This is a genomic window from Hoeflea sp. TYP-13 (assembly GCF_040932035.1).
Lineage (GTDB): Bacteria > Pseudomonadota > Alphaproteobacteria > Rhizobiales > Rhizobiaceae > Hoeflea_A.
Genome location: NZ_JBFRBB010000001.1, coordinates 1,570,605 through 1,596,430 on the forward strand (window position 1 = coordinate 1,570,605; position 25,826 = coordinate 1,596,430).

24 protein-coding genes are annotated in these 25,826 nt (G+C 57.8%); 15 read left to right on the forward strand and 9 right to left on the reverse strand.

The genetic code is table 11. The features are described 5' to 3' along the window. Positions 1 to 125 precede the first annotated feature (125 nt). The gene (locus tag ABVT35_RS07340; RefSeq protein ID WP_368465627.1) at positions 126 to 635 is read left to right on the forward strand and encodes a MarR family transcriptional regulator; all 510 of its coding nucleotides are present in this window, start codon (positions 126 to 128) and stop codon (positions 633 to 635) included. A 206-nt stretch (positions 636 to 841) separates the two neighbouring features. Next, complete coding sequence (locus tag ABVT35_RS07345) at positions 842 to 1,834, forward strand: isopenicillin N synthase family dioxygenase (RefSeq protein WP_368465628.1); 993 nt, start codon at positions 842 to 844, stop codon at positions 1,832 to 1,834. 6 nt (positions 1,835 to 1,840) lie between these two features. On the opposite strand, the gene ABVT35_RS07350 is transcribed toward ABVT35_RS07345, so the two are convergent. Continuing rightward, positions 1,841 to 2,905, reverse strand: coding sequence for a saccharopine dehydrogenase (locus ABVT35_RS07350; RefSeq protein WP_368465629.1), 1,065 nt, complete (start codon positions 2,903 to 2,905; stop codon positions 1,841 to 1,843). Between the two features lie 306 nt (positions 2,906 to 3,211). Between ABVT35_RS07350 and ABVT35_RS07355 the strand changes: the two genes are divergently transcribed. The 7 genes from ABVT35_RS07355 to nusB all read left to right on the forward strand — a co-directional run bounded on the left by ABVT35_RS07355 (position 3,212) and on the right by nusB (position 9,585). After that, a complete protein-coding gene (locus tag ABVT35_RS07355; protein WP_368465630.1) occupies positions 3,212 to 4,492 on the forward strand; it encodes a murein L,D-transpeptidase in 1,281 nt (426 codons plus the stop codon). A 285-nt stretch (positions 4,493 to 4,777) separates the two neighbouring features. Continuing rightward, positions 4,778 to 6,091 (forward strand): serine hydroxymethyltransferase, encoded by a 1,314-nt coding sequence (glyA, locus tag ABVT35_RS07360; protein WP_368465631.1) that lies wholly within the window; start codon positions 4,778 to 4,780, stop codon positions 6,089 to 6,091. A 204-nt stretch (positions 6,092 to 6,295) separates the two neighbouring features. After that, positions 6,296 to 6,775 (forward strand): transcriptional regulator NrdR, encoded by a 480-nt coding sequence (gene nrdR / locus ABVT35_RS07365; RefSeq protein ID WP_368465632.1) that lies wholly within the window; start codon positions 6,296 to 6,298, stop codon positions 6,773 to 6,775. Between the two features lie 6 nt (positions 6,776 to 6,781). Next, positions 6,782 to 7,888, forward strand: a complete 1,107-nt coding sequence (gene ribD, locus ABVT35_RS07370) for a bifunctional diaminohydroxyphosphoribosylaminopyrimidine deaminase/5-amino-6-(5-phosphoribosylamino)uracil reductase RibD (RefSeq protein ID WP_368465633.1) — start codon at positions 6,782 to 6,784, stop codon at positions 7,886 to 7,888. After that, positions 7,888 to 8,505, forward strand: a complete 618-nt coding sequence (locus ABVT35_RS07375; protein ID WP_368465634.1) for a riboflavin synthase — start codon at positions 7,888 to 7,890, stop codon at positions 8,503 to 8,505. Before ribD ends, ABVT35_RS07375 begins: the two co-directional genes overlap by 1 nt. A 130-nt stretch (positions 8,506 to 8,635) precedes the next feature. Then, complete coding sequence (gene ribH, locus ABVT35_RS07380) at positions 8,636 to 9,109, forward strand: 6,7-dimethyl-8-ribityllumazine synthase (protein WP_368465635.1); 474 nt, start codon at positions 8,636 to 8,638, stop codon at positions 9,107 to 9,109. Next, complete coding sequence (gene nusB / locus ABVT35_RS07385; RefSeq protein WP_368465636.1) at positions 9,106 to 9,585, forward strand: transcription antitermination factor NusB; 480 nt, start codon at positions 9,106 to 9,108, stop codon at positions 9,583 to 9,585. The genes ribH and nusB overlap by 4 nt, the downstream gene beginning before the upstream one ends. Positions 9,586 to 9,633: 48 nt before the next feature. Here nusB and ABVT35_RS07390 read toward each other — a convergent pair whose 3' ends face one another. From ABVT35_RS07390 to ABVT35_RS07410, 5 genes are read right to left on the reverse strand one after another with little or no spacing between them, the layout of a single operon-like run. Then, positions 9,634 to 10,410, reverse strand: a complete 777-nt coding sequence (locus ABVT35_RS07390; RefSeq protein ID WP_368465637.1) for an SDR family oxidoreductase — start codon at positions 10,408 to 10,410, stop codon at positions 9,634 to 9,636. Between the two features lies 1 nt (position 10,411). Then, complete coding sequence (locus tag ABVT35_RS07395) at positions 10,412 to 10,747, reverse strand: hypothetical protein (RefSeq protein ID WP_368465638.1); 336 nt, start codon at positions 10,745 to 10,747, stop codon at positions 10,412 to 10,414. A gap of 53 nt (positions 10,748 to 10,800) precedes the next feature. Continuing rightward, positions 10,801 to 11,982, reverse strand: a complete 1,182-nt coding sequence (locus ABVT35_RS07400) for an OsmC family protein (protein WP_368465639.1) — start codon at positions 11,980 to 11,982, stop codon at positions 10,801 to 10,803. A 31-nt stretch (positions 11,983 to 12,013) separates the two neighbouring features. Then, positions 12,014 to 13,492, reverse strand: coding sequence for an aldehyde dehydrogenase family protein (locus ABVT35_RS07405; protein WP_368466296.1), 1,479 nt, complete (start codon positions 13,490 to 13,492; stop codon positions 12,014 to 12,016). A gap of 19 nt (positions 13,493 to 13,511) precedes the next feature. Further along, entirely contained in the window at positions 13,512 to 14,291 is a 780-nt protein-coding gene (locus tag ABVT35_RS07410) for a coniferyl-alcohol dehydrogenase (RefSeq protein WP_368465640.1), read from the reverse strand. Positions 14,292 to 14,371: 80 nt separating this feature from the next. Between ABVT35_RS07410 and ABVT35_RS07415 the strand changes: the two genes are divergently transcribed. Further along, complete coding sequence (locus ABVT35_RS07415; protein WP_368465641.1) at positions 14,372 to 15,319, forward strand: LysR family transcriptional regulator; 948 nt, start codon at positions 14,372 to 14,374, stop codon at positions 15,317 to 15,319. On the opposite strand, the gene ABVT35_RS07420 is transcribed toward ABVT35_RS07415, so the two are convergent. Continuing rightward, positions 15,303 to 16,178: a metallophosphoesterase gene (locus tag ABVT35_RS07420; RefSeq protein ID WP_368465642.1), complete on the reverse strand. Its 876-nt coding sequence runs from the start codon at positions 16,176 to 16,178 to the stop codon at positions 15,303 to 15,305. The two genes, ABVT35_RS07415 and ABVT35_RS07420, sit on opposite strands and share 17 nt — an antisense overlap. 65 nt (positions 16,179 to 16,243) lie before the next feature. Continuing rightward, the gene (locus ABVT35_RS07425; protein ID WP_368465643.1) at positions 16,244 to 17,134 is read right to left on the reverse strand and encodes a metallophosphoesterase; all 891 of its coding nucleotides are present in this window, start codon (positions 17,132 to 17,134) and stop codon (positions 16,244 to 16,246) included. Positions 17,135 to 17,494: 360 nt separating this feature from the next. On the opposite strand from ABVT35_RS07425, the gene ABVT35_RS07430 reads away from it, so the two are divergent. From ABVT35_RS07430 to ABVT35_RS07440, 3 genes are all read left to right on the forward strand, one after another. Next, positions 17,495 to 20,044 carry an FAD-dependent oxidoreductase gene (locus tag ABVT35_RS07430; protein ID WP_368465644.1) on the forward strand — a complete coding sequence of 850 codons (2,550 nt, stop codon included), beginning with the start codon at positions 17,495 to 17,497 and terminating at the stop codon, positions 20,042 to 20,044. Positions 20,045 to 20,233: 189 nt separating this feature from the next. Beyond that, a complete protein-coding gene (locus tag ABVT35_RS07435) occupies positions 20,234 to 21,478 on the forward strand; it encodes an MFS transporter (protein WP_368465645.1) in 1,245 nt (414 codons plus the stop codon). Between the two features lie 167 nt (positions 21,479 to 21,645). Then, positions 21,646 to 23,784, forward strand: coding sequence for a sodium-translocating pyrophosphatase (locus ABVT35_RS07440; protein WP_368465646.1), 2,139 nt, complete (start codon positions 21,646 to 21,648; stop codon positions 23,782 to 23,784). Between the two features lie 246 nt (positions 23,785 to 24,030). Here ABVT35_RS07440 and ABVT35_RS07445 read toward each other — a convergent pair whose 3' ends face one another. Then, the gene (locus tag ABVT35_RS07445) at positions 24,031 to 24,441 is read right to left on the reverse strand and encodes an outer membrane protein assembly factor BamE (RefSeq protein WP_368465647.1); all 411 of its coding nucleotides are present in this window, start codon (positions 24,439 to 24,441) and stop codon (positions 24,031 to 24,033) included. Between the two features lie 239 nt (positions 24,442 to 24,680). Here ABVT35_RS07445 and ABVT35_RS07450 point away from each other — a divergent pair, with 239 nt between their 5' ends. Then, positions 24,681 to 25,235 (forward strand): ubiquinol-cytochrome C chaperone family protein, encoded by a 555-nt coding sequence (locus ABVT35_RS07450; protein WP_368465648.1) that lies wholly within the window; start codon positions 24,681 to 24,683, stop codon positions 25,233 to 25,235. Positions 25,236 to 25,261: 26 nt separating this feature from the next. After that, positions 25,262 to 25,813: a DUF177 domain-containing protein gene (locus tag ABVT35_RS07455; RefSeq protein ID WP_368465649.1), complete on the forward strand. Its 552-nt coding sequence runs from the start codon at positions 25,262 to 25,264 to the stop codon at positions 25,811 to 25,813. Positions 25,814 to 25,826: the final 13 nt, after the last annotated feature.

Below are 25,826 nucleotides of genomic sequence, written 5' to 3' on the forward strand. Positions count from 1 at the left end.
TTGAATTTGCTTTTTACTCGGTAACCTTCTATTAATATTGCATTTTAAGTCTGATTTTAGACGTATTCGATAGGGTGTGCCTCAAGGTGGGCAAAAAACCACCAGAACAACAGTGAGGCATAACGATGGAAAATAGTTTGCGAGCGGACTCTGTGCCGCAGGCACAGGACAAGGACGCACTGCGTTCCTTGTATATGGAATCATTGCAACTGGTGGAGCGGTTGCATCGCCGGCTGCTGGACGTCATCAAGGATGAGTTCGAGCGGAACGGCCGCAGTGATATCAACGCCATTCAGGCGCTGCTGCTCTTTAATATTGGCAATTCCGAATTGACCGCCGGTGAACTGCGTTCGCGTGGTTATTATCTTGGCTCCAACGTGTCATATAACCTTAAAAAGCTTGTGGATCTGGGGTTTATCAACCATCAGAGGTCGCGCGTCGACCGTCGGTCGGTACGCATCAGCTTGACGGATAAAGGCAATGAGATTGCCGATATCGTTGCGGGTCTTTACGAGCGGCACATCGGCTCGATTGAGCAGGTGGGAGGCATAAATGCGGCTGAATTCCAAAATATGAACAAGGCCTTGCAACGCCTTGACCGTTTCTGGAACGATCAGATTCTTTATCGCCTTTAAGCATCACTGTGGTGGTTGGTGCGGCGGCCTAAGGCCGCCGTCCCGCCGGTGCAGAACCCGGTCGGCCATTTCCAAAGCCGGCCCTCAGCGAAAATCAGACAGTAATATATCCAGGCCGGATCCGTACGTGGAACCATCCCGTTGACTGTATTGCCGCGATATGATCGGCTGGCTCCGTCTTGAAACAAATGACGGCGGCGGGTGCAATGGCTTCGGCATTTCCGGTTTTTGATCTGGGCGAATTCGAGCGGTCAGACAAAAAGGGCAAGCGCCGGCTTGGGCGTGAGGTCGACCGGATCTGCAGGACATCCGGTTTTCTGGCAATAAGCAATCATCAGGTTCCGGCCATGGTTGTTGCCGATGCATGGGATGCGGCGCATGCGTTCTTCGGCCTTTCTCATGATGTGAAGCAGCGCGCAAAGGCGCCCTACGAGGGCTATCCCTACGGATATCTCGGCCCCGAGCTCGAGGCCCTGGCCAAATCGCGGGGAATGGAAACACCGCCGGACCTCAAGGAAAGCTTCAATGGCGGCCCGCTTTCTGTGCCAAATGGCATGGAAGACCGTGAGGCGCTGGAATTTTGCTATGCAAGAACAATCTGGCCCGATGAGCCTGCAGGCTTTGTTGATGCCTGGAAAACCTACTACGGAGCCATGGAAGACCTTGCAGCGCGGATCATGAGATTGTTCGCTGTCGCCCTTGAACTGCCTGAGGCGCATTTTGATCCATTTATCGACGCGCCGATCAGCGCGTTGCGCGCGTTAAACTATCCTGAGCAGACCGCCGCGCCCAAACCCGGACAGCTTCGAGCCGGTGCGCATACGGATTATGGCAGCCTCACAATATTGTTACCTCAGGAGGGATCCAAGGGTCTGGAAATACTTTCACCGGATGGCGACTGGGTGGCTGTTCCTCCCGTGCCCGGTGCATTTGTCATTAACATAGGAGACCTCATGGCACGGTGGACCAACGACCGCTGGGTCTCCACCCTGCACCGGGTGGTCAATCCGGAGCCCAAGGACGGCGGCATGCTGAGGCGGCAAAGTTTTGCCTTCTTCCACCAGCCGAATTGGCACGCAAAGATCGAATGTTTGAAGTCTTGCCGACCGGCCGGTCAACCGCCGAAATATAAACCGGTATTGTCCGGTCCCTATCTGATGTCAAAATTCAAGGCAACGACGGTTCCGGAAGCCAGCTAACTTCCATCATCCAAAAGCCTGTTTCATCTTTTCTGCAAAAACTTGCTTAGCCGCCTGCCATTCTTCACCGTGATCGAAACGCAACAGCACCGGTGCGAACTGACTTGAAAAATCTTCCGAAGCCTCGCGCGGAATGAGGGAAGGCAAATTGTCGATCGCAGTCAGCTCAACGGGGTTCCCGCTGCCATTCCTGCCGATTTCAATGAATGGGCGTTCCCAGGATGTTGGTGCGCGGTAGACGGGCAGTGGATTATATTCGCTCAAAGGATCACAGGACACATCCGAGATCGTCGTTATATTCGCACCGGCGCTGCCAAGGTCATCCGGCGTTGCCAGCACCAGGCCGGGGCCGGTCATCAGCACGCAATTAACAAGGAGGTCATGCGCCAGCAGTGTCCGGCGGTCGAGATCGACGGTTTCTTCCTTATCCCATTCGGTGATTTCACACCCGGCAATTTTAAGTGCATCAATGGCGCCGGAGCCGGATCTGCCCTTTGCGCCAACGACAATACACCGGGGCAGCGTGGCGGCACTTCCGGCAAGTTTTTCGATTTCCTGTTGAACCTGCATCCGGCTTTCAAAGCTCTGAAGAGACGAATAAGGACCGTCGTGACCTTGCGCCCGGGCCAGATGCCTCCACAGGGCAAGTGCCGCACCCATCCAGCCTGCCCAATATCCGAAGGCGACTGAACGGCGCCCGTTTGCGTCAACGAGGAATTCGATGTCGTAGAGCGTCCCGCCGCCATTTTTGAACCGCTCCAGTTCCTCACGCCAGCCGAACTGGTTTTTATAGATGTGGGCAAAATGAATCATCCGGTTGGCGAGGGCAGGCGGTGTTTCCGGCAGCTCCTTCAAACCCAGGATGACTGTATCACCTTCTGCCGACGTCCAGCTGCCGGGGGCGACGATATTGCAGCCGGCATCGCGATATTCCGAATCGGAAAATATGCGTTTGGCGCTCGACTCGACCGTGAACTGCCAACCCGCTTCGATGAAGCTGGCGGCATCCGCCGGCGTGATCGGCGTTCTACGTTCGCTCTCGCGTGCTTCATCGCGAAGGTGCAGATGCATTATTGTCTCCGGTTTCGATTTACTGGTTCAGCGACATTGGATGTGGTCTTGCTCCACAATGTATCGTGTCCTATGGGACATTGAGAACCGATTGTTAACCATGAATTGGCCATATTGATGTGAAAATCGACACTTTGAGGAACGGAGCCGGGGCAGATTATCCACGTATGGAACCGTGGTCAGGGGGTTCTCGCAAAAACGTGAATCCCGTGTTCGAGACTGGCTGTTATAGTGACGTTTCAATAGGGTATGAACGACCTGCATATTTTGGCGGCTCCCAATCCGAAGGCTTGACGGTAACAACTGATGTCAAAGAAGAAGATCTCTGAACTCGTTTCACGTCGCGCATTTTTAGGAAATGCCGCCGCCGCAGGCGCTGCCCTGGTCGCGGGCGGTGCGTCGGCGCAGACGCTGACGCAGACAACGATCGAAAGCATCATCAATGCGCCGCGCCGCGGCACCTGGGACGACCAGTTCGATGCGCAGGCATCGCGCAACGCCGAAAAGGTCAGTTCCCGGGTTCCAATCCTGAGCGCAGAAACGGTCAACTATGTTGAAACCGCGATTGCGACCTATCAGGACATCGTTCTGCGTGGCGGCTGGCCGGTTGTGCCGTCATCGCAGCGCCTGAAGCTCGGTGACAACGATCCGTCGGTTTCCGTACTGCGCAAACGCCTTATCGTTTCCGGCGACCTGGCTCCATCGGCGGGAACATCGACTGCATTCGACAGCTACGTCGACGGTGCGGTCAAGCGCTTCCAGGCCCGTCACGGGCTGCCCGCCGACGGCGTGCTCGGCCGTTTCTCCTATGCCGCACTCAATGTTTCGGCCGCGGTTCGCCTTGGCCAGCTTGAAACCAATCTGGTGCGCCTGAGGACAATGTCCGGATTCCTCGGCGACCGCTATGTCGTTGTCAACATTCCCGCTGCTCAGATCGAAGCGGTGGAAGGGGAACGGGTCGTCCTTCGCCACACCGCCATCGTCGGAAAGATCAGCAGGCAGACACCCATATTGAATTCCAAGATTCACGAGGTGATTCTCAATCCCTACTGGACGGCGCCGCGCTCCATCATCGAAAAAGACATCATGCCGCTGATGCGTAAGGACCCGACATACCTTTCGCGCAATTCGATTCGTCTGTTTGACGGCAAAGGCAACGAGGTTGCGCCTGAAACGATCGACTGGAATGCCGCAGAAGCGCCGAAGCTGATGTTCCGGCAGGACCCTGGCAAGATCAACGCCATGTCGTCCACCAAGATCAACTTCCACAATCCGCATGCGGTCTACATGCACGACACACCGCAGCAGAGCCTGTTCGGCAAGTTGCTGCGGTTTGAAAGCTCGGGCTGCGTGCGTGTGCAAAATGTCAGGGATCTTTCAACCTGGCTGCTGCGTGACACGGTCGGATGGGACAGGCAGTCGATGGAGCAGGTCATCGCCAGCGGTGTCAGCACGCCGATTGAGCTGGCTGAACCCGTGCCGGTTTATTTCACCTATATCTCAGCCTGGTCGACCGCCGATGGCGTCGTGCAGTTCCGCGATGACATATACCGGCGCGACGGGGTCGAAGAACTCGCCCTCCAGTAAAGCTCTGACACTTACGAGAACACCGTGATGTTCACGGCCGGTCCAAGCGGCGGCCGGCGCGTTTGCCTTGTCGCGTTTTGACTGCGGGGTGCCGGCTGAAGCCAATTTGCCGCAAACAGTGTGGCTTAAGTTCGCTGTCGAAAGATAGCAGCGCCCAAACCTTGTTTAATTTCCGCCGCAGCATTATGACACGCCCGTGGCCGCGCTGAGAGGCCCGGTTCGATATTGCCCCGGTACAACGCGCCAGCTTGCCAAAAGCTGCCCCTACTGCAGGAATGACGATAGATGTCCGACCCCATCGCCACCATGGACCGCCCCGCCGACGCGTTCTTCAATCGCCCGTTGAGTGAAGCCGATTCAGAAATTTTCGGCTCCATCCAGAAGGAGCTTGGAAGACAGCGTCAGGAAATTGAGCTGATCGCCTCCGAAAATATCGTGTCACGCGCCGTGCTTGAAGCGCAGGGCTCGATCATGACCAACAAATATGCCGAAGGTTATCCGGGGCGCCGCTACTATGGCGGCTGCCAATATGTCGACATTGCCGAGCAACTGGCAATCGACCGGGTCACCAAGCTGTTTGACTGCGAATTCGCCAATGTTCAGCCGAATTCAGGAAGCCAGGCCAACCAGGCCGTTATGATGGCGCTCGCCAAACCGGGTGACACCATTTTAGGCATGAGTCTCGATGCTGGCGGTCACCTGACCCACGGCGCGCGCCCGAACATGTCGGGCAAATGGTTCAATGCAGTGCAGTACGGTCTCGTCGTCGAGACCGGCCTGATCGACTATGATCAGGTCGAAGCGCTTGCACGTGAACACAAGCCGGCGATCATCATCGCAGGCGGATCGGCCTATTCGCGCAACATCGATTTTGCCCGCTTCAGGCAGATTGCCGATGAAGTTGGCGCCTGGTTCTGGGTGGATATGGCTCATATTGCCGGTCTCGTTGCCGGCGGCGTACATCCGAGCCCGTTCCCGCATGCGCATGTTGCAACGTCAACAACCCACAAGACCCTTCGCGGTCCGCGCGGCGGCCTGGTTCTGACCAATGACGGCGATATCGCCAAGAAGATCAATTCAGCCGTGTTCCCCGGCTTGCAGGGTGGACCGCTGATGCATGTGATAGCTGGCAAGGCCGTCGCCTTCGGCGAGGCACTGACGCCGGAATTCAAGGCCTATGTCGAGCAGGTGGCGGAAAACGCCAAGGTGCTTGCTTCCACACTTGTTGAGGGCGGGCTTGAAATAGTCTCTGGCGGAACCGACACACATTTGATGTTGGTCGATCTGCGACCGAAGAACATCACCGGCAAGGCGTCAGAAGCTTCCCTCGGCAACGCCTTTATCACCTGCAACAAAAATGGCGTGCCGAATGACCCGCAAAAGCCGACGATCACCTCCGGCATTCGCCTTGGAACGCCGGCAGCCACAACGCGCGGATTCGGTCCGGCGGAATTCCGTGAGGTCGGTAAGCTGATCATCGAAGTGCTCGACGGCCTGCGCAAATCGAATTCCGAAGACGGAAATGCCGAGGTGGAACAGGCGGTCAAGGAAAAGGTTGTTGCCCTGACCGATCGCTTCCCCATTTATCCAGGCCTCTAGGCTCAGGCACGATCGGATTTTATACAGCCCGGCGAATGTCAGTTTCGCCGGGTTTCCCATTCCGGCCCTCAGCCGGTTTCCCCGGCGGTTTTTCTCCGCTCGGTTTTAAGCGGCAAGCGGTTCTGCTATGAAGATTCGCAACGCCCGCAAACATTTGCGGGCTTTGTGAAGTTTGGTTTCAATCAACGATTTTGCGGAGTCCTCATGCGCTGCCCCTATTGCAGTTCCGAAGACAGTCAGGTGAAGGATTCACGACCTGCCGAAGACGGAACGGCTATCCGCCGCCGCAGGGTTTGCCCCGACTGCGGCGGGCGCTTTACCACCTTCGAGCGCGTGCAGTTGCGCGACCTGCAGGTCATCAAAAAAACCGGCCGCAAGGTACCTTTCGATCGCGACAAGCTGATGCGGTCATTCGACATCGCGCTGAGAAAGCGGCCCGTTGAGCGCGACCGGGTCGAACGGGCCGTCTCCGGGATTGTGCGGCGGCTGGAGAGTTCCGGAGAGACGGATGTTCATTCCGACAAGATCGGACTGATGGTCATCGAGGCTCTTAAAGCCATCGATGATGTGGCGTTTGTGCGCTACGCCTCCGTTTATCGCGACTTTACCGATCCGAAGGACTTTGAAAACGTCATCAATGAGCTGGCCGCCCAGATCAACGGCGGAAGCGGCCAGGAGGACTAGTCCGCGATGGCCGTCTCCAGCTTCGACAAACGCATGATGGCGGCCGCCATTCGCTACTCCTACCGCAATCTCGGCCGCACCGGCACCAACCCGTCGGTTACAACATTGCTGGTGCGTGACGATGGCGAAGTGCCGGTAATTGTCGGGCGCGGAATTACGGCGATCGGCGGCAGGCCGCACGCCGAAACAGAAGCGATCCTGGAGGCAGGCGATCTGGCCCGCGGCGCCACCGCCTATGTGACGCTGGAACCTTGTGCGCATCACGGAAGCACGCCGCCCTGTGCAGAGGCACTGGTGCGGGACGGGATCAGGCGGGTCGTCGCCGCGACGACCGATCCCGACGGCCGGGTATCGGGGCAGGGATACAAGATCCTTGAAGATGGTGGCATCGAAGTGGAGGCGGGTGTACTTGCATCCGACGCCGAATACGCCATGGCCGGATATCTGACCCAGCGTGAACTTGGCCGGCCGCATGTCACTTTGAAGATGGCGCTTTCGAATGACGGCAAGATCGGAAGCCGCGGCTCTGGGCAGGTGGCCATAACGGGGCCTGAGAGCAATGCCGTCAGCCATGTTCTGCGGGCGACCAGCGATGTTATCATCGTCGGTATCGGCACGGTGCTTGAAGACGATCCGTCGCTGACCTGCCGACTGCCGGGAATGGAGGACCGTACGCCGGCAAGGCTGGTGCTTGACCGCAATCTGCGGCTTCCGCTGCAAAGTGCCCTGGTACGTTCCGCGCACGATCATCCGGTCATTGTCGCGACCACGCGGCTGCCCGATGACGGGAAATATCAACAGCTCTCGGAAGCCGGGTGCCTGATGATGGCGTGCGAAGAATCCGATACCGGAATTGCCTTGCCTGAACTGCTTGACGACCTTGCCGGCCGCGGATATTCCACCGTGCTGGTTGAAGGCGGAGCCGCTGTTGCGCGGGCCTTCCTCGACGCTCATCTTGTTGACAGGATTCGGCTATATGTCGGGCCGGGCGAAATCGGGAAAGACGGTGTGGAAGCGCCTGTCGATCCGGACAATATGCCGTCCGGCTTCGAACTGACCGGCACCGAAATCTATGGCGCCGACCGGCGCTTTGAATATGAAAGGTCGCGCTGATGTTTACCGGAATTGTCACCGATGTCGGTACCATCCAGTCTATTACGCCGATGAACGAAGGCGTGCGGATTCGCATAGGCACGGCCTACGATCCCTCGAGCATCGATATTGGAGCGTCGATTGCCTGTTCCGGCACATGTCTGACCGTAACCGGATTGCCGGGTGAAGCTGAAAACGAACGCTGGTTTGAGGTTGAAGCCTGGGAAGAAGCGCTGCGCCTGACGACCATCGGCGAATGGGTTGCTGGAACGCGGGTCAATCTGGAGCGCTCCCTGAAAATCGGCGATGAGCTTGGCGGCCACCTGGTTTCAGGCCATGTGGACGGGCTTGCCGATATCGTTGCAGTGACCGACGAGGGTGACGCGCGGCGTTTTAAGATCAACGCACCCGAAGCCCTCGCAAGATTTATCGCACCGAAGGGGTCCGTTGCACTTGATGGAACGTCGCTGACGGTCAATGCGGTTGACGGAACAAAATTCGATGTGCTGCTGATCCGGCACTCTCTCGAGGTGACGACCTGGGCCGACCGAAAGGCCGGTGACAGGCTCAATCTCGAAATCGACCAGATGGCGCGCTATGCCGAAAGGCTGATAGGTTTCAGCGAAAAAAATCCATAGCCCTTGAGAACGGCCGGGTTTTGATGCTCCTCGAACAGGAAATATCTGTCATGCGCGAAAAGCCCTTGCCAAGACGGCAAGGGCGTGTTTTGACGCCCGCTGAATATCAAAGGCCGAAAGGAACGCCACAATGAGCGCAAGCGGAAAACCGCATCTCCTGATTATCGAGGCGCGTTTTTACGACGATCTTGCCGACACGCTGCTTGAGGGCGCGACGGATGCGCTCAAGGAAGCCGGTGCGAGCTGGGACGTCATCACCGTTCCCGGTGCACTGGAGATTCCCGCGGTTATCTCCATGGCGCTGGACGGCATGGACGAAGGCGAAACCGAATATGACGGCTTCATCGCACTTGGCACTGTCATTCGTGGTGAGACCTATCACTTCGAGATCGTCGCCAACGAATCCAGCCGCGCGCTGATGGAGCTTGCGATCAGCGAGTCGATTGCGGTGGGCAACGGAATATTGACGGTCGAGAACCGGGATCAGGCCTGGACCCGCGCCAGCCGGCACGATGGGCCGGGCGAGAAAGACAAGGGCGGCTTTGCAGCCCGTGCCGCACTGACCATGATCGACATCAAGAAAAAGCTGGGCAGCGCCAAGTGACCAAGGACGACCAAGGCTCCAATCATAAACCGGCCAACCAGCGCGGCGCCGCCCGTCTGGCCGCCGTGCAGGCCCTTTACCAGATGGACATCGGCGGAACCGGGGTTCTGGAAGTGGTCTCCGAATACGAGGTGCACCGCCTCGGCAAGGAACTGGATGGAGATCTTTACCGGCAGGCCGACGCGGCATGGTTTCGCGCCATAGTCTCCGGTGTTGTCGAGCAGCAGCGCACGCTGGACCCGCTCATCCGCACCTCACTGACGGAAGACTGGCCGCTCTCGCGGCTCGACTCGACACTGCGCGCGATATTGCGGGCTGGGGCCTACGAGCTGTCGAACCGCAAGGATGTCCCGGTTGCGGTGATCGTCACTGAGTATGTCGATATTGGCAGCGCCTTTTTTGACGAGGATGAGCCAAAACTGATCAATGCCGTTCTCGACCGCATCGCGCGGCGGGTGCGCGAAGACAAGAAATAAATCCCGCAGCGAAATTGCCGGTCGGTGGTTTGGGCCGGCAACGCACCGTTATGATGGCTCAAGTTGCAGAGCATCGCTGGCGACCATCGCGGATATGCCACCGTCGATAACGATGTCCTGGCCCTTTATCCAGCGGCTCTCCGGCGAAGCCAGAAAACAGATCACGTCGGCAATTTCATCCGGCTGGCCAGCGCGTCCCGCGCGTTTCACCGCGTTCCGCGCTCTCTCACCAAACGCAGTCAGGAAATCGTCGAGAATGCCGGTGGACACTGCCGCCGGGCTGACCGAATTCATCCGCAGGTCCCGTGCGATCATTGTTTCGGTCCCGGCCGTCGTCAAAGCAACGACGGCCTCTTTCGACAGATTATAGGCGCGGACATGGTCAATGCCGCGGGAACCCACGAATTCAGGCACATCGCCGTTCGAATTGAGAGCCATGAGCGATTTGACTTCGGCGATATTATCACGCCACATGGCGCCGGCACGCGAGGCCGTGTTCACGATGGCGGCACCCGGCGCCAGCTTGTCCAGCATGGCGTTCATGAAGGTGCGCAACCCGATGAAATTGACTTGAAGAATAAGCGCCTCCATGCCTTCTTTCGGCGGCAGACCGGCATTGTTGATCAGCGCGTCGTAAGGTCCATCGGCAGCTGCCGCGGCTTCCGCTATCGAGGCCGAATTTCCCAGATCGGTCCTGATCCAGCGATCGACGTTGCCTTGCGGCTCGTTGAGATCGAAGGCCGTCACTTCAGCACCGCGCGCTTTCAGCCTGGCGGCCACTGCGGCACCGATTCCGGTGGCACCGCCGGTCAGGGCAACACGCATGTCAGGTCTCCTTTATCTCGGCAATAACACCGTCCTCGAAATGGAGCATACGATCATCTGCCGGATAACCCAAAAGCGCTGCCGAATAGATCTTCCTCGCATCAAGATCGATTACCAGGGATACGAGGTCACCGATATTTTCCTCGTGCCAGACCGTGTGGATCAATCCGGGCCTGATTTGACGAGACTGGTAGGGGATATCGTCATTCCGGTTGCTGACGCCACCCGTATCGCCCACAGCCCTGTACGAGGCCAGACCGTTCCGAAAGGCAACGACGAAGCGCAAACCTCCCGAATAGGTATAGTCGATGGTCTTGCCGTCCATGAGTTGCGCCATTGTCAGATCCTTCGCAAGCTGCGTTCGATTTGTGCTTTGTTCCGGTTCATCTTTCAGACCCGCACGACTTTGAGTTTTGTTTTCAGATCCGTGCGGCAGAATGCGTGCAGGAAACAGGTCTGCTCGGAAATATCCAGCATCTCCTGCGCGGTTTCATCGGGTTCGGAGGTCTCCAGATAGACATGGGTCTCCACCGGGTCGGCTTCACCGGCCTTTCCGGTTCCGCCGGACGCACCACCCAATGAAAAGTGGGTGTCCTGCACGATCCGGTAGTCCGGCAGATCCAGCTTCAGCATCGAGACGAAGCGGCCGAACTGGGTCATGAAACAAAAACCGATTCCGGCACTGATCAGCGTATTGGCATCCGGCGCGCGCCCGTCTTCAGAGCTGAGGAAGCGGAAACTGGTGCCGTAGGGCGAATACTGCATCTGCTGGATTTCCTTTATACCATCCTCGCGCAGAACGGCGACGGCGCCGATATTGAGGCGCCGGTCCTGTTCGGCTGCGAGCGAAGATCCGCCGGTGTTGGTCCCCAGAACAACGTCCTTTTTTGGCGTCAGGCCCACGGGTTCAACAAGATCCAGTTCGCGTTCCACCGCATTCGCCCTGGCAAAGTGGTTGCCGGGGTCTGCAAAAAGCGAAATGTCCAGTTCCGTCGCCTTTGCCGTGGGCAACTCGACGCCGTTTCTGCCGAGCTTGAACAGGCTTTCCAGTTGTCCGCGCATCAGGCCGTTCAGCGGCGACGCGTAGGTGGCGTTGATGAGGAACTCATTGAGCTGTGCATCTTCCAGATCGCAGTCGATCTCGACCTGCAGGTCGATATTTTCCGCGCCGCCCACCATGGTCCGTTTCGGCATCGAACCTTTCATTGTGTAGTAATTGTCCTGGATGAGTTTGAGATTGCGGATCTCTATCTCCTGGATTTTGGCCAGCGCGAGGATTTCGTTCATGAAACTTGCCACCATGCCCGTCGACAGGAATGCCAGCGGGCAGGGGGCCGCATCATGACCGTTGAGATAGGGACCTTCGTCTGAAACCAGGCGCCACGTGTCGTTTGTGCGGGCCGACCGGACAAGTGCTTCTTTCTGAAATCCGCTCAGTGAGCGCACCCAGGTGCGCAGCGCGTCACCCCTGCGGATTTCAGGTGCATCGATACCAACCTCTTCCGCGTTTTCTAGCTTGAAGAACGGTGCAAGCCCGCTGCTGCGGATGATATCTTCGCCGATTTTTGCCATGTTATTTTCCTTTTTCGCCGTCAATAGCCGCTCAGAGCAGAAAACCTGCGGGCCCCGAGATTGAGTGCGGTTCGGCAAAGGCCAACACACCGTCATATCCGAGGTTGCGGCCGATGCCCGAAAGCTTGAAACCACCGAAGGGGCCACGCCCGTCCTGCGCCATGGGACCGTGCCCGTTCAGGTAGGTGTAGCCTGCCTCGAGCTTGCGGGCGATATTGACGGCGCGGTTGGCGTCCTCAGTCCACACCGAGGAACAAAGGCCGAATTCGCTGTCGTTTGCCAATATGATGCCCTCGTCATCGGACGAGAACTTCATGATTGGAAGAGCCGGGCCGAACTGCTCATCGCGCACGATCGACAGCGACGGGTCCGCGTCATAGACAAGAACGGGCTTTTGGAAGTGGCCGCCGCCCGCATAAAGAGCTTCATCCGGCACCTGACCGCATTCCTTGACATCAGCCCCCTTGGAGCGCGCCTCGGCGATCATGTCAGCGACCACTTTCAGCTGCTTGGCATTGTTGACCGGGCCCATCGTCGTTTCGGGAATAAGACCGTCACCAACGACGGCGCGCTCACAGGCAGCGGTAAATCCGTCGACAACATCGTCATAACGGCTCTCATGGACATACATGCGCTTGAGCGCCATACATATCTGGCCCGAGGAACCGAACGCTCCCCAGTACATTTTGTTGAAGACGTCGTCGTTTAATTCGGCGTCCTCAAGGATCAGCGCCGCGTCGTTGCCGCCGAGCTCCAGTGTGACAGGCGTGATGTTGTCGGCAGCAACCTTCATGACATGACGCCCCACCTCCACAGAGCCGGTGAAGTTGACCTTCCTTACCAGCGGATGCCCGACCAGCGGATCCCCGATAGTCGATGCGGAGCCGGTCAGAATGTTGACGACCCCCGGAGGCAGCATTTTGGCGATGAGTTGCAGCGTCAGCGCGGGAGCGAGTGCCGAATTGGCAGATGGTTTCACCACCACCGTGTTGCCGGCGACGAGTGCTTGGGGTAACTTCGCGCCGAGGATTGAGAGCGGCCAATTCCACGGCACGATCAGCGCCGCCACCCCGCGCGGCTGGCGGGTGACGATCGTGTCGAACGGCGGCCCTTTGATCTCTTCGTCTATTGCCATCCGGTCGCCATAGTCGGCCGCCTGCAAAAACCGGTCCCCGAGACGCGTTATTTCCAGCAGGGTCTCACGCGCTATCTTTCCGTGTTCCCTGGTAAAAAGGCGCGCCCGGTACTCGACATCCCGCTGGTCTTCGGTCAGTTGTTTGGCGATATTGCGCATAATGGAGGCGCGATCGCCAAAACTCAGACCCGACCATTCGGGAAACGCCGCGTAGGCGGCACGCACTGCGTCTTCGACATCCGTTTTGGTTGCCGCGGCCGCATGGCCGACCAGTTCGTCAGGGCGTGCTGGATTGTAGATGCCGTAAACACCACCGTCCGAAGCGGGACGCGCCTCGCCGTTGACGAATATCTCCGTGGTTATGATCTGATCCATATCGCTCACATTGGCCACCTCAAAACTGATGAATGTTCGACAGAATGTGGCTGGACATTCCGCCATCGACCGTCAGATTTGCACCGCGAAACCACCTGGCGCCCTCACTCAGCATGAAGGAGACGACCGGAGCCACGTCAGCGGGCTTGCCCGGGCGGTCCATGACCTTCATGTCTTCTTCGGCACGCTCGCCGAGAGATTCAATGAAGTCGCCGAGGATGGGAGTGTCGACCGGTCCCGGGCTGACGCAGTTCATGGTGATGCCGCGGTCGCGCCAGGTCCACCGGTTTTGCATGGTCCAGACCACCAGGGCTTCCTTGGAAAGAAAATAGGACCGGCCACCCGGCGCATCGAGATCATGCTCTGCGCAAAATCCCGCAATATCGCTGTCGAAATCGAGGCTCAGAGCCGCCTTTACCTGTTCGACCGCATTGGGCCAGCCAAATCCGGCAAGCGAAGCCAGGTTGGCGATCAATGCGCCGTCCTTGAGTTTGGGCACAAGGCCCGTGGTCAATCGGCGCAAACCGATCAGGTTGACCCGCAGCACCATTTCAGCCGGCGCGGTAGGCGGCAAGCCGGCAATATTGGCCAGTCCGTCAGCGCCCTCGGGAAGCGCTGCAATGAGTGCGTCGATCGAAGCCGGGTCGCTGAGATCGGCTCTGTAGAACGCATCGGCGTTGCTGGTCTCGTTGCGATCCACGCCGATGACACGAGCGCCCTGCGATTTGAGCAATCTACAGGTCTCCGCGCCAATTCCGGAGGCAACACCGGTGACGATATAGGTTTTTGTTTCGGGCATTGTGATCCTCCCGGATAGATTCGTCCGGAAGGCTATCGGTGAATAGACATTAGAACAATTGATGGTTATTCATATATAATATGAACGAAACTAATTACTTGTATTTGGATGGCAATATTCTGCGGACCTTTCTGGTCATCTTGGAAGAGTCGTCAGTCTCAAGAGCTGCGGACAGGCTCGATGTGACCCAGTCCGCGGTAAGCCACACGCTTGCCAAGCTTCGCAGGATCCTGGGCGATCCGCTCTTTATTCGTTCGGGGCAGGGTCTGACGCCCACCGAAACTGCACTCTCGCTCAAAGAACCGGCGCAGAAGGTACTGGATGGTCTCAAGGGCCTGACGGATCAGCGTCCCTTCGAACCGCGCGCTGAGGACATGCACTTTGTTGTTGCGGCAAATGACATGCAGCGGGATCTGATCTTCCCGCCATTGCTGCGCGAGACCGGTGCTGAAGGGGTCCGACTGGCTCTGGAATTCATACCATCCGGTGTACCAAGCGTGTCTTTGCTGCGCGATGCCAGGTGCCAGCTCATCCTGACACCGCTTCCCCCGGATGCACCCGATCTCATTCAACGCCGCTTATTTTCCGGCGAGATGATGTGCTACTTCGACGGAAGTGTTCGCAAGGCGCCGGCAAGTTGGGACGAGTATAGGAAGGCGGATCATATAGCGGTCCGGTTCACCTGGGGCGGAAGTTCTCTGGAAGTGCTTCGCGGGGTCGATCGCTCGGCCATTCGGGAACCCTTGGTTTCGGTTTCCAATTTCAGCGGAATCCCTTCCTTCGTGAAAGGCAGCAACCTGATTGCGACTGAATTGGACTTCATGCAGCTGGCCACATTGAAGGATTTATCCGCAGCTCCGTTGCCGTTCGAAAGCGAAAGTGTCTCGGTATACATGGTCTGGCACGAGCGCAGCAACAACGATCCCGCGCATGTCTGGCTCAGGCGCCGGATTGAAAAAATAGCCGGTGAGATCCCCCGGAAACTGCGTGCGTTGTCGAAGCCGCCCCGGCCTAGCCCACGTCAATAATCACAATTTCGGGCGGAACGCTCAGGCGCGCCGGAAGGTGCGTGCAGCCAAGGCCGCCCGAAACAACCAATTGCCGGTCCTCTTCAACGACGTGACCGTAGGCGTAGCGTTGACCATGGCGGGAAGGGATGTGAGGCGCACCGACAAAAGGAAGCCTGATCTGACCACCATGCGTATGTCCGCTTAGCATGAGGTCGACCCGTGGCGGGACATCCGGAAATATGTCTGGCTCATGAGCAAGCAGAATGAGCGGATCCGTTTCTCCGCGGATCTGGCGCATAGTGCCGGCAAGGTCATCTTCGCCCCTGTAGCGTCCGTTGCCCAGCTTGATTACCCGTTGGTCGCCGAGGCCGGCCAGCCATAAACGGGCACCTGTGTTAGTCTTGAGCTGAATCGCCCTGTTGTGAAGCACCGGAATTCCGGCCCGCTCGAGATGCCGTGTCACGCCTTTGCCATCCAGCTGGCAATCGTGGTTCCCAAGGACGGCAAATGTTCCAAGCGGCGCCCGCAAAGCTGAGAGCGCCTTTGTCCAAACGTTCATCGGCAGATCGGTCCACTGCGACGGTTTGAAGCCGCTGACGAAGTCGCCCAGAAGCACAATAAGGTCCGGCTCAAGAGCATTGGTCTGCGCAACGATTTTTCTGATGCGCGACGGCCTCATCCAGAAGCGGCATGCGTGCAAGTCGGCCAGGGCTACGATGCGCAAACCCTGCCGATGCTGGTGACGCAGATAGTCGAACCGCTCTGACCGTATGAAATACCGCTTCTCACGCGGCCTCATGAACGGCTCATATCCAAGGGAGTAGCCTCCGAGAGCTCCGGCCACAATGGCGCCGCCGATGAGTGTTTCGATAAGCATGGGTCGTGGAGGTTATCCCTTTCTTTCGGCCACATTTCGACTGTCCGATAGACTTAATGCAGACTTCATCCAAGGTCGATGACAGTGATTTCGGGCGGCACCCCAAAGCGAACCGGCAGTATTGAGCATCCCAGCCCGCCCGAGACGATCAATTGCCGATTGTTTTCGGTAATATGACCATAGGCAAAACGCTGGCCATAGCGTGATGGTACGATCGGTGCGCCGAAATAAGGCAAATGGACCTGCCCGCCATGGGTATGCCCGCTGAGTGTCAGGTCAAACCGGTCAGGCACCTCCGGAAAAATATCCGGCTCATGGGCAAGCAGGATGGCCGGGCTCTGCTCGTCGCCGATCTGTGCAAGGGTGCCGGGCATATCATCGACGCCCCGATACCAGCCGCGGCCATTTGGAATGGCAAGCTGATCTCCCAGACCGGCGAGCCAAAACCGCGCTCCGCCTGCAATGGTGATCGGAACCGTCCGGTTCTCAAGCACCCTGATGCCCGCAGCCTGCAGGTGTGATGTCACGGCAGGCGCGTTGACCCACCAGTCGTGATTGCCGAGAACGGCAAAGATGCCTTGCGGCGCCTCGAGGCGACCGAGCGCGGCACTCCATGCACGCATCGGCACGGTCGCGGTGCGAAACCGGCCCAAACCGGCAACGAAATCCCCCAGCAGAACAATCAGATCGGGGTTAAGCGCATTGGTTTTCTGAACGATATGGTCAATGCGCGAGACAGGCATCCAGGGTTCACAGGCATGCAGGTCCGCCAACGCAGCGATGCGGATCGGTTTTCCAGCGCCTTCAAGGAGAGTTCGTACCCTCGGTGTGTTGACGCGGTAGCGCGTCTCGACCAGCCTGAAGCGTGGCTCTAAACCAAACGCATACCCACCAAGCGCACTGGTCGCCAACACGCCTCCTGCCAATGATTTCAATAATATACGCCGAGTTATCATGGGGAACCTCCTGTCGGACAACTACAATTCAATGGTGTTCCGACGAAGGCGATTTGAAGCAGAATTGTGCAGATCCCGTGCAGTAAATGCACAACGCTACGCGTGTAAATCGTTCGTCCGGTGCACAATGTCTGCTTGCGTGATCTTGATAATTCCCACTAGTGTCCTGAATCTGAAGTTCGTCACATTATGCAGCGCACTCTGAACGAACTTCAGGTTCAAAAAGGACACTAGCAAGATGATGATTCTAGTGTGGTTTACGGATTTGAAGTTCCTCCAGGCACTAGCTGCGACAATGATAGGAACTTCAAATCCACCACACTGGATCGCACTGGAAAGCAACAATCAGGGGATCGCATCATGCAAAGTCACGCGAGGGCCGTGGTTATCGGCGGCGGAGTTGTTGGATGTTCCGTCCTGTTTCATCTGGCAAGGGCCGGATGGAAGGATCTGTTGTTGATTGAACGCTCGGAGTTGACATCCGGTTCTTCCTGGCACGCAGCCGGCGGGTTCCACACACTCAACGGCGATCCCAATGTTGCAAAGCTACAAGCCTACACCGTTTCGCTTTATGAAGAGCTCGAAGCGCTGTCCGGACAGTCCTGCGGACTGCATCTGACCGGCGGCGTCATGATGGCGGACACTGAAGAGCGGATGAATTTCCTGCGTTACACCCACGCCACCGGAAGGGCGTTGGGCATGGAGACCGAGATCATCACGCCTTCCGAGGCTAAGGCAATGTACCCGCTGATGGACGAGACGAACTTCGTCGGCGCGCTGTGGGACCCGGTCGAAGGCCATCTCGACCCGTCCGGAACCACCCACGCCTATGCCAAGGCGGCTCAGAAACTCGGCGCAAAAGTCGAGCTGCGCAATCCGGTCACTGACATTACGCAGGAGCTGGACGGAACCTGGAACGTGGTGACGCAAAACGGAACGGTCAAAGCCGAACATGTCGTCAATGCGGGCGGGCTATGGGCACGCGAGGTCGGGCGCATGGTGGGCGTGGAACTGCCGGTTCTTGCCATGGAGCATATGTATCTGCTCACCGAAACCATGCCGGAAGTGCTCGAATTCAACGAAGCATCGGGTCGTGAACTCGTCGGAGTGATTGACTTCAAGGGCGAGATCTATACGCGCCAGGAACGCGACGGGCTGTTGCTCGGAACCTATGAAAAGGCTTGCGTTCCCTGGTCGCCCAATCAGACACCCTGGGATTTCGGCCATGAACTGCTGCAGCCGGACCTTGACCGCATTGCGCCTTCACTCGAAATCGGTTTCAGGCATTTCCCGGCCTTTGCCAATGCCGGCATCAAGCAGGTTATCAACGGCCCGTTCACTTTCGCGCCCGATGGAAATCCACTGGTCGGGCCGGTGCAGGGGCTTACCAATTTCTGGTCCGCCTGCGCGGTCATGGCCGGGTTTTCACAAGGCGGCGGCGTTGGTCTGGCGCTGGCGAACTGGATGGTCGATGGCGATCCGGGACACGATATCTTCGGAATGGATGTGGCCCGCTACGGGGATTTCACCTCTCTGCGCTACACCAATGCCAAGGTTCGCGAAAACTATTCACGGCGTTTTTCAATCCGCTTCCCGAATGAAGAGCTGCCGGCCGCCCGGCCGCAGCAGACAACGCCGCTTTACGATATCATGGTGCGAGACAACAACGCCGTCATGGGTGACACCTGGGGGCTGGAGACACCGCTGTGGTTCGCGCCGGCCGGAACGGAAGCCAGGGACGAACTGTCCTTTCACCGCTCCAACGACTTTGAGCATGTCGGCAATGAGGTGAGGGCCGTGCGTGAGCGGGTCGGCGTAACCGAAATCGCCAACTTTGCGAAATACGAGATCACGGGCGAGGGGGCAGAGGGCTGGCTCTCGAGGCTGATGACCAACACCATGCCGCGCACCGGCCGGCTGGTGCTGACGCCGATGCTCAACGAAAACGGCAAGCTGATTGGAGACTTCACCATCGCCAAGGCGGACGAGGACCGGTTCATGGTCTGGGGCTCCAGCGGTGCGCAGATCTATCACATGCGCTGGTTCGAACAGCATCTGCCGAAGGACGGATCCGTGCGTATCCACCGGCTGGGCCAGACACTGGTGGGCCTTTCCATTGCCGGTCCTAAATCCCGGGCAGTGCTTGAGGCGCTCGCCGACATAGATGTGTCGAACGATGCTTTCCGGTTCATGGACTACCGCGAAATGGACGTTGCCGGCTGCCCCTGCCGGGTCAACCGCATCAGCTATACCGGAGATCTCGGCTATGAGATCTGGATGGAGCCGGCCTATGAGCGCACGGTCTACCACGCCATCAAGTCTGCCGGTGCCGACCATGGCATCGCCGACTTCGGCATGCGCGCGCTCCTTTCCATGCGCCTGGAAAAGAACTTCCCGACCTGGTTCGCCGAGCTGCGGCCGATTTATGGTCCGTTCGAAGGCTCGATGGACAGATTCATAAAGCTCTCCAAAAATGATTTTATCGGCCGCGACGCTGCTGCGCAGGAGTACGAAGATGGGCCGAAATCGCGTCGTGTCTCGCTGATAATCGAAGCAGACGACACGGATGTGATGGCAGATGAACCCATTTGGGCAAAAGTCGGCGACAAGGATTACGGGCTGATTGGACCTCCGCACGGCTATGGCGCACCGCGTTTTGACGCGGACGGTATCGAAACCCCCAAACCGGACCCGCAGCGCGACGGCGATTGGCGCGTGGTCGGGTGGGTCACTTCCGGCGGATATGGGCACTCGGTCAATATGTCGCTTGCGCAGGGTTATGTGCCGGCGGAACTCGCAGAAAATCCGCAGGAAGGTCTGTTTGAGGTCGAGATTCTCGGCAAAAGGTTTGCCGCAAGGATTGCGGTCGAGCCGCCTTTTGATCCGTCAGGCGCAAAGATGCGCTCGTAGAAGTGATCGCGATGTGTCAATCGATCGATTGAACTTTACGGTCTTCTAATATATCAAGAGTCGTTCCGAAAACGGAAACTCGTTTCGCCGCGGCAGCGCGGTCCACTCGAATCAACGATCCGCTTTGAATAGGCCAGCCTTTCGCCAGGCATCTGCGCTGGTATTGCAGGCCAAAACACAGGGAATTTCATGAGCGTTAGTCAGACGACCGTCTCTTCCGAACCCAACGCAGCGCTTGGCCTTGCGCGGCGCAACGCGGTTGTGCTGGCAGCGGCAAATGCATTTATCGGAGCCTGTGCGCCCATTGCGATCTCGCTCGGCGGCATAGTCGGCGACTATCTGCTCGATGAGGACAAATCACTGGCGACGGCGCCGGTCACCGGATTCAACATCGGTGTTGCGCTCGGCGCATTGCCCGCCGCGTGGCTGATGCGTCTTATCGGGCGCCGCTACGGGTTTATGAGCGGGGCGGTGATCAGCGGATTGGGCGGCCTTGTCTCGGCAATTGCGCTGTTCCGGTTGGATTTCTGGCTTTTCGCAGTCGGGCTGCTGATCGTTGGTATTGGCGGTGCTTTCGTCCAGCAGTTTCGTTTCGCCGCCGCGGACAACGCGCCCGACAGCTTCAAGGCGCAGGCGATATCCTGGGTGTTGATCGGCGGCATCTTTGCGGCAGTCATCGGGCCGCAAACGGTAATTTTCACACGTGATTTCTTCGAGCCAGTATTGTTTGCGGGCGCTTATGTTGGGTTGATCGGCCTGGCACTGATCGGCTTCGTCATTTTATCGTTTCTGCGCGTGCACGAAAACACGGTATTGCTGGAACACGAAAGCGAGGAACCGGCGCGGCCGCTCTTTCAGATCATCAGCCAGCCGAGGTTTCTGACGGCGTTGGCCTGCGGCGTGGTGTCGTTCGCGCTCATGTCCTTCATGATGACCGGTGCGCCGCTCGCCATGATCGGCTGCGGCTTTTCGACGGACCTCGCGACACTCGGAATTCAGTGGCACGTGCTGGCGATGTTCGGGCCGAGTTTCTTCACCGGCAAGCTGATTGCCCGCTACGGTCGCGAAACCATCGTGGCAACGGGGCTCATCATCCTGATCGGCTGTGCCATTGTTGCCAGTCTCGGCATCGAATTGTGGAATTTCTGGCTGGCGCTCGTGCTGCTGGGGGTCGGCTGGAATTTCGGTTTCATCGGCGCGACCGCCATGGTTACGACGACTTATCGCTCGTCTGAAAAGAACAAGGTGCAGGGTGTTCACGACGTCATTTTGTTCAGCACCGTTGCATTCAGCTCCCTCATGGCGGGGCAGGTTCTGAACACTTTCGGCTGGGATGGAATCAACATGATCATGTGGCCGATCGCGCTCGCCTGCCTCCTGCTTCTGGGCCTTCAGGTCAGAAGCGACCGAAAAAACGGCATCAGCGCCGTCTGAATATCCCACTTTTGGCTGAAACCGTGTGAGATTCAGCAACTAGTCCTTGACTGTGCGGGAAGCGGTCACCATCATCCGCGCCGATGCGGCGGCCGGTGGGATGCTGGCCTTATGTCGCTTGTCGTAACAGCCAGGTCTGGGGGACCTTTCCTGGCGAACAGGAGGGAATGGCATTGTCAATATTATTTGCTGTCATCGCCTGCGGTCTGCTCTCTATAGTCTTCGCCATCTGGGCGACGCAATCGGTGCTTGCCGCCGATCAGGGGAACGAGCGGATGCAGGAGATCGCTGGCGCTATCCGTGAGGGTGCGCAGGCATATCTGAACCGTCAATATACGACCATTGCGATCGTCGGTGCAGTTGTTTTCATTATTACCTGGTTTCTGCTCGGTGCATTTGCCGCAATCGGCTTTCTGATCGGTGCAGTGCTTTCGGGTGCTGCCGGTTACATCGGAATGCACGTCTCCGTCCGCGCCAATGTGCGCACGGCTCAGGCCGCGTCCGGCAGCCTCGCGGAGGGCCTCGACATTGCATTCAAATCCGGTGCCATCACCGGCATGCTTGTTGCCGGTCTGGCACTGCTCGGTGTCTCAATCTACTACTACGTCCTGACCGGCCCAATGGGTTTTGACGTTGCCAGCCGCACGGTTATCGACGCGCTCGTTGCGCTCGGTTTCGGAGCGTCGCTCATCTCCATCTTCGCCCGTCTTGGCGGCGGCATTTTCACCAAAGGCGCTGACGTCGGTGGTGACCTTGTCGGCAAGGTTGAAGCCGGAATTCCGGAGGATGACCCACGCAACCCGGCAACGATCGCGGATAATGTGGGCGACAATGTTGGCGACTGCGCCGGCATGGCTGCCGACCTTTTCGAGACCTATGCGGTGACCGTGGTTGCAACCATGGTTCTGGGGGCGATCTTCTTTGCCGGCTCTTCAGTGCTCGAATCGGTCATGATTTACCCGCTTGCCATCTGCGCGACATGCATCATTACGTCAATTGTCGGCGTATTCTTCGTCAAGCTTGGCTCCAACGGTTCCATCATGGGTGCACTCTATAAGGGCCTGATCGCAACCGGGCTCCTGTCCATAGTCGGCCTGGCTATCGCCACGCAACTGACTATCGGCTGGGGCCAGGTGGGGGACAAGGACTTTACGGGTCTGAGCCTCTTCTTCTGCGGAATTGTCGGCCTCGCCGTTACCGGCCTCATCGTCTGGATCACCGAGTATTATACCGGCACGGACAAGCGCCCGGTGAACTCTATTGCCCAGGCATCCGTCACGGGCCACGGCACCAACGTTATCCAGGGTCTCGCCGTGTCGCTGGAATCGACCGCTCTGCCGGCAATCGTCATCATCGCCGGTATCATTGCGACGTTCCAGCTTGGCGGTCTGTTCGGGATGGGCATTGCCGTCTCGGCCATGCTCGGCATTGCCGGCATGATCGTGGCGCTCGACGCCTTCGGGCCGGTTACCGACAATGCCGGCGGCATTGCCGAAATGGCCGGGCTGCCGGCCGAGGTGCGCAAGTCGACCGACGCGCTTGATGCGGTTGGCAACACAACCAAGGCCGTCACCAAGGGCTACGCCATCGGCTCAGCCGGTCTCGGCGCACTTGTGCTGTTTGCGGCTTATTCCAACGACCTGACCCACTTTGCCAGCAGTCCGGAGCAATTCCCGTATTTTGCCAATATGGGTGAGATCTCGTTCAGCCTGTCCAACCCTTACGTGGTTGCCGGTCTGATTTTCGGCGGTCTGATCCCGTATCTGTTCGGCGGCATCGCCATGACGGCCGTCGGCCGGGCAGGGGGCACGGTCGTCCAGGAAGTGCGTCGGCAGTTCAAGGAAAAGCCGGGCATCCTGGAAGGCACGGACCGTCCGGACTATGCGCGTGCGGTGGACCTTTTGACCCGTGCGGCGATCAAGGAAATGATTATTCCGTCGCTGCTGCCGGTACTGGCTCCGCTGGTCGTCTATTTCGGCATCTACTTCATTTCGGGCTCCAAGGCCTCCGCCTTCGCGGCACTCGGTGCTTCTCTTCTGGGTGTCATCGTCAACGGCCTTTTCGTTGCCGTTTCGATGACGTCCGGCGGTGGCGCCTGGGACAATGCCAAGAAATCCTTTGAGGATGGCTTTGTCGATGCGGATGGCATCAAGCACGAAAAGGGAAGCGAGGCTCACAAGGCTTCGGTGACCGGTGACACGGTGGGCGATCCCTACAAGGACACAGCCGGCCCGGCTGTGAACCCCGCCATCAAGATCACCAATATTGTGGCGCTTCTGCTGCTCGCCGTATTGGCGCACTCCTGAGTGCGGATCTGCGGATTTTCATCCGCTGAAAGACAAAAAACCCCACGCCTGGCGCGGGGTTTTTATTGATCACGGTCTTCTGTTGGGCGGGATTGTTCCCGCTGCTTCTTGATCAACCCCCGGGAAAGCCAATCGTCAAATATTGCAATGGCGGTCTGTGCGAATGCCGGCTATCTGTAATCAGCAGACACCAACAATAAAGGACCGGCAGGACCAGTCCTTCAATATTTGTAACCTGTTGCAGTATTACTGGCTTTGACCGCTGAATATCTGCTTTGCTGCGCCTTCGCCGGATGATCCCACAGATGACAGGACGCGGCTCAGGAAGGTTTCCTCCTTGCCGCCGGTCGGTGTCGTGCGGTGGATCGTGTCGAACACCTTGCCGTCTTCCATGGTGTAATTGGCGATATTGGTGACGGTGCCTTCATCATCGAAATAGACCGCCAGAATCGACTGTTCGACGAGGCGCGGCTTCAGAAACATCGCTGCGCGCTTGCGCTTTTGCGAGATGTAATAAAAAGTTTCCTGGCCGTAATCGCCCTTGGTTGTGGGCGAGCCGAGGGAAAGCAGCACCTGTTCCTTACTGGATCCCGGCGGGACAAGTTCGAGCGTCTGCTCGTCGACGACGTATCCTTGCGTCAAGACCTCACTGCTCATACACCCGCTCAGGACACCTGCCGAGAGGCTGATCGCGACTCCGCAGTTCAAAATAAACCGCCGACCCGTGTTGAATGTAGACCGCTTCAACAATATCTCCCCTGTCAATCAATGACCCAGCCGTTGCTTTTCGTGTCTGCTTCGGTAAACCAGCAGCGCACAGGATGCAACCGATCACTGAGATGCTGCTGCATCCAATGAAGCAAACCATGCCGAAAATAAGGCAGTAAGGGAATTTCATGATACTCGCGTATTTCAGCCGAAAGCGGAAAAATCGCGAAATTGTCGACCGCATTTATCGCCAGTTGACGTCCATCGCCCGCAATCCGGCCTATTATGCCGAGATGCATGTGCCCGACACGGTTATGGGCCGGTTCGAGATGCTGTCACTGGTCATGGTGTTGTTTTTTCGAAGAATGGACAGCTCCGGTCCTGCGCTCAAGGAGCTTTCACAGGACGTTGTCGACACGTTTTTCGAGGATATGGATCATTCCCTCAGGGAGCTTGGTATCGGTGACCAGTCTGTACCCAAGCGCATGAAAAAACTCGCCCAAATGTTTTATGGACGCGCCCAGTCCTATGGGACCGCTCTCAACGACGGCGATGCGGGCGCACTGGCTGAAGCGCTTTATCGCAACATATATCCGGCAGACCGGGCAGAGGCTGAGGCGGCAGAGCGCAAAGAGGCGGCGGATATGCAACAGCTCGCCGCCGCCGCGGCCGGTCTCGATGCCGCGTTTTCGAAACTGACCGAAGCCGATTTGCTCGCGGGAACATTGGTGCTCGAAACTTGAATCTTATCCATAAGAAAGCCAGACAAATGTCTGAAACAAAAAAACAATCTTTTAGCTATAGAGTAAATGTCGGGCACATTTCATCCAACCCGATAACCGTCAGGCTGGAGGCCGATGCGAGAGAACGCGCCGGTCTTGCGGAGCGGTGGGGCGTATTGAAGGTCAATTCCGTTGCCGCCGAGCTTGATCTTGTCCGCTGGAAACGCGACGGCGTGCGTGTCAAAGGGAGAGTGAAGGCCGAAATCGAACAGAATTGCGTTGTCACGCTGGAACCGGTTGTCTCTTCCATCGATGAAAAAGTCGATGCCCTGTTTGTGCCCGAGGGCTCCAAATTGGCGCGCATTCAGACCGATGAAAACGGTGAGATGCTGATTGACGCGGAAGGGCCCGATATTCCCGAGACATTCAGCGGCGATTCCATTGATGTGGGAACCGTGTGCGAGGAATTCGCTGTATTGGCAATTAACCCCTATCCGCGTAAAGAGGGCGCGGTTCTTGAATCTTCACAGGACGAAATCGGGGAAGATGTCAAAGCGCCGTCGCCCTTTGCTGACCTGAAGCACTGGAATAAAGAGTAACGAGGAGCGTAAC

Bases quoted from the DNA above. Each gene is read 5' to 3' on its own strand.
- ABVT35_RS07340 (WP_368465627.1), top strand. From the start codon at position 126: ATGGAAAATAGTTTGCGAGCGGACTCTGTGCCGCAGGCACAGGACAAG.
- ABVT35_RS07345 (WP_368465628.1), top strand. From the start codon at position 842: ATGGCTTCGGCATTTCCGGTTTTTGATCTGGGCGAATTCGAGCGGTCA.
- ABVT35_RS07350 (WP_368465629.1), bottom strand. From the start codon at position 2,905: ATGCATCTGCACCTTCGCGATGAAGCACGCGAGAGCGAACGTAGAACG.
- ABVT35_RS07355 (WP_368465630.1), top strand. From the start codon at position 3,212: ATGTCAAAGAAGAAGATCTCTGAACTCGTTTCACGTCGCGCATTTTTA.
- glyA (WP_368465631.1), top strand. From the start codon at position 4,778: ATGTCCGACCCCATCGCCACCATGGACCGCCCCGCCGACGCGTTCTTC.
- nrdR (WP_368465632.1), top strand. From the start codon at position 6,296: ATGCGCTGCCCCTATTGCAGTTCCGAAGACAGTCAGGTGAAGGATTCA.
- ribD (WP_368465633.1), top strand. From the start codon at position 6,782: ATGGCCGTCTCCAGCTTCGACAAACGCATGATGGCGGCCGCCATTCGC.
- ABVT35_RS07375 (WP_368465634.1), top strand. From the start codon at position 7,888: ATGTTTACCGGAATTGTCACCGATGTCGGTACCATCCAGTCTATTACG.
- ribH (WP_368465635.1), top strand. From the start codon at position 8,636: ATGAGCGCAAGCGGAAAACCGCATCTCCTGATTATCGAGGCGCGTTTT.
- ABVT35_RS07390 (WP_368465637.1), bottom strand. From the start codon at position 10,410: ATGCGTGTTGCCCTGACCGGCGGTGCCACCGGAATCGGTGCCGCAGTG.
- ABVT35_RS07395 (WP_368465638.1), bottom strand. From the start codon at position 10,747: ATGGCGCAACTCATGGACGGCAAGACCATCGACTATACCTATTCGGGA.
- ABVT35_RS07400 (WP_368465639.1), bottom strand. From the start codon at position 11,982: ATGGCAAAAATCGGCGAAGATATCATCCGCAGCAGCGGGCTTGCACCG.
- ABVT35_RS07405 (WP_368466296.1), bottom strand. From the start codon at position 13,492: ATGGATCAGATCATAACCACGGAGATATTCGTCAACGGCGAGGCGCGT.
- ABVT35_RS07410 (WP_368465640.1), bottom strand. From the start codon at position 14,291: ATGCCCGAAACAAAAACCTATATCGTCACCGGTGTTGCCTCCGGAATT.
- ABVT35_RS07415 (WP_368465641.1), top strand. From the start codon at position 14,372: ATGAACGAAACTAATTACTTGTATTTGGATGGCAATATTCTGCGGACC.
- ABVT35_RS07420 (WP_368465642.1), bottom strand. From the start codon at position 16,178: ATGCTTATCGAAACACTCATCGGCGGCGCCATTGTGGCCGGAGCTCTC.
- ABVT35_RS07425 (WP_368465643.1), bottom strand. From the start codon at position 17,134: ATGATAACTCGGCGTATATTATTGAAATCATTGGCAGGAGGCGTGTTG.
- ABVT35_RS07430 (WP_368465644.1), top strand. From the start codon at position 17,495: ATGCAAAGTCACGCGAGGGCCGTGGTTATCGGCGGCGGAGTTGTTGGA.
- ABVT35_RS07435 (WP_368465645.1), top strand. From the start codon at position 20,234: ATGAGCGTTAGTCAGACGACCGTCTCTTCCGAACCCAACGCAGCGCTT.
- ABVT35_RS07440 (WP_368465646.1), top strand. From the start codon at position 21,646: ATGGCATTGTCAATATTATTTGCTGTCATCGCCTGCGGTCTGCTCTCT.
- ABVT35_RS07445 (WP_368465647.1), bottom strand. From the start codon at position 24,441: ATGAGCAGTGAGGTCTTGACGCAAGGATACGTCGTCGACGAGCAGACG.
- ABVT35_RS07450 (WP_368465648.1), top strand. From the start codon at position 24,681: ATGATACTCGCGTATTTCAGCCGAAAGCGGAAAAATCGCGAAATTGTC.
- ABVT35_RS07455 (WP_368465649.1), top strand. From the start codon at position 25,262: ATGTCTGAAACAAAAAAACAATCTTTTAGCTATAGAGTAAATGTCGGG.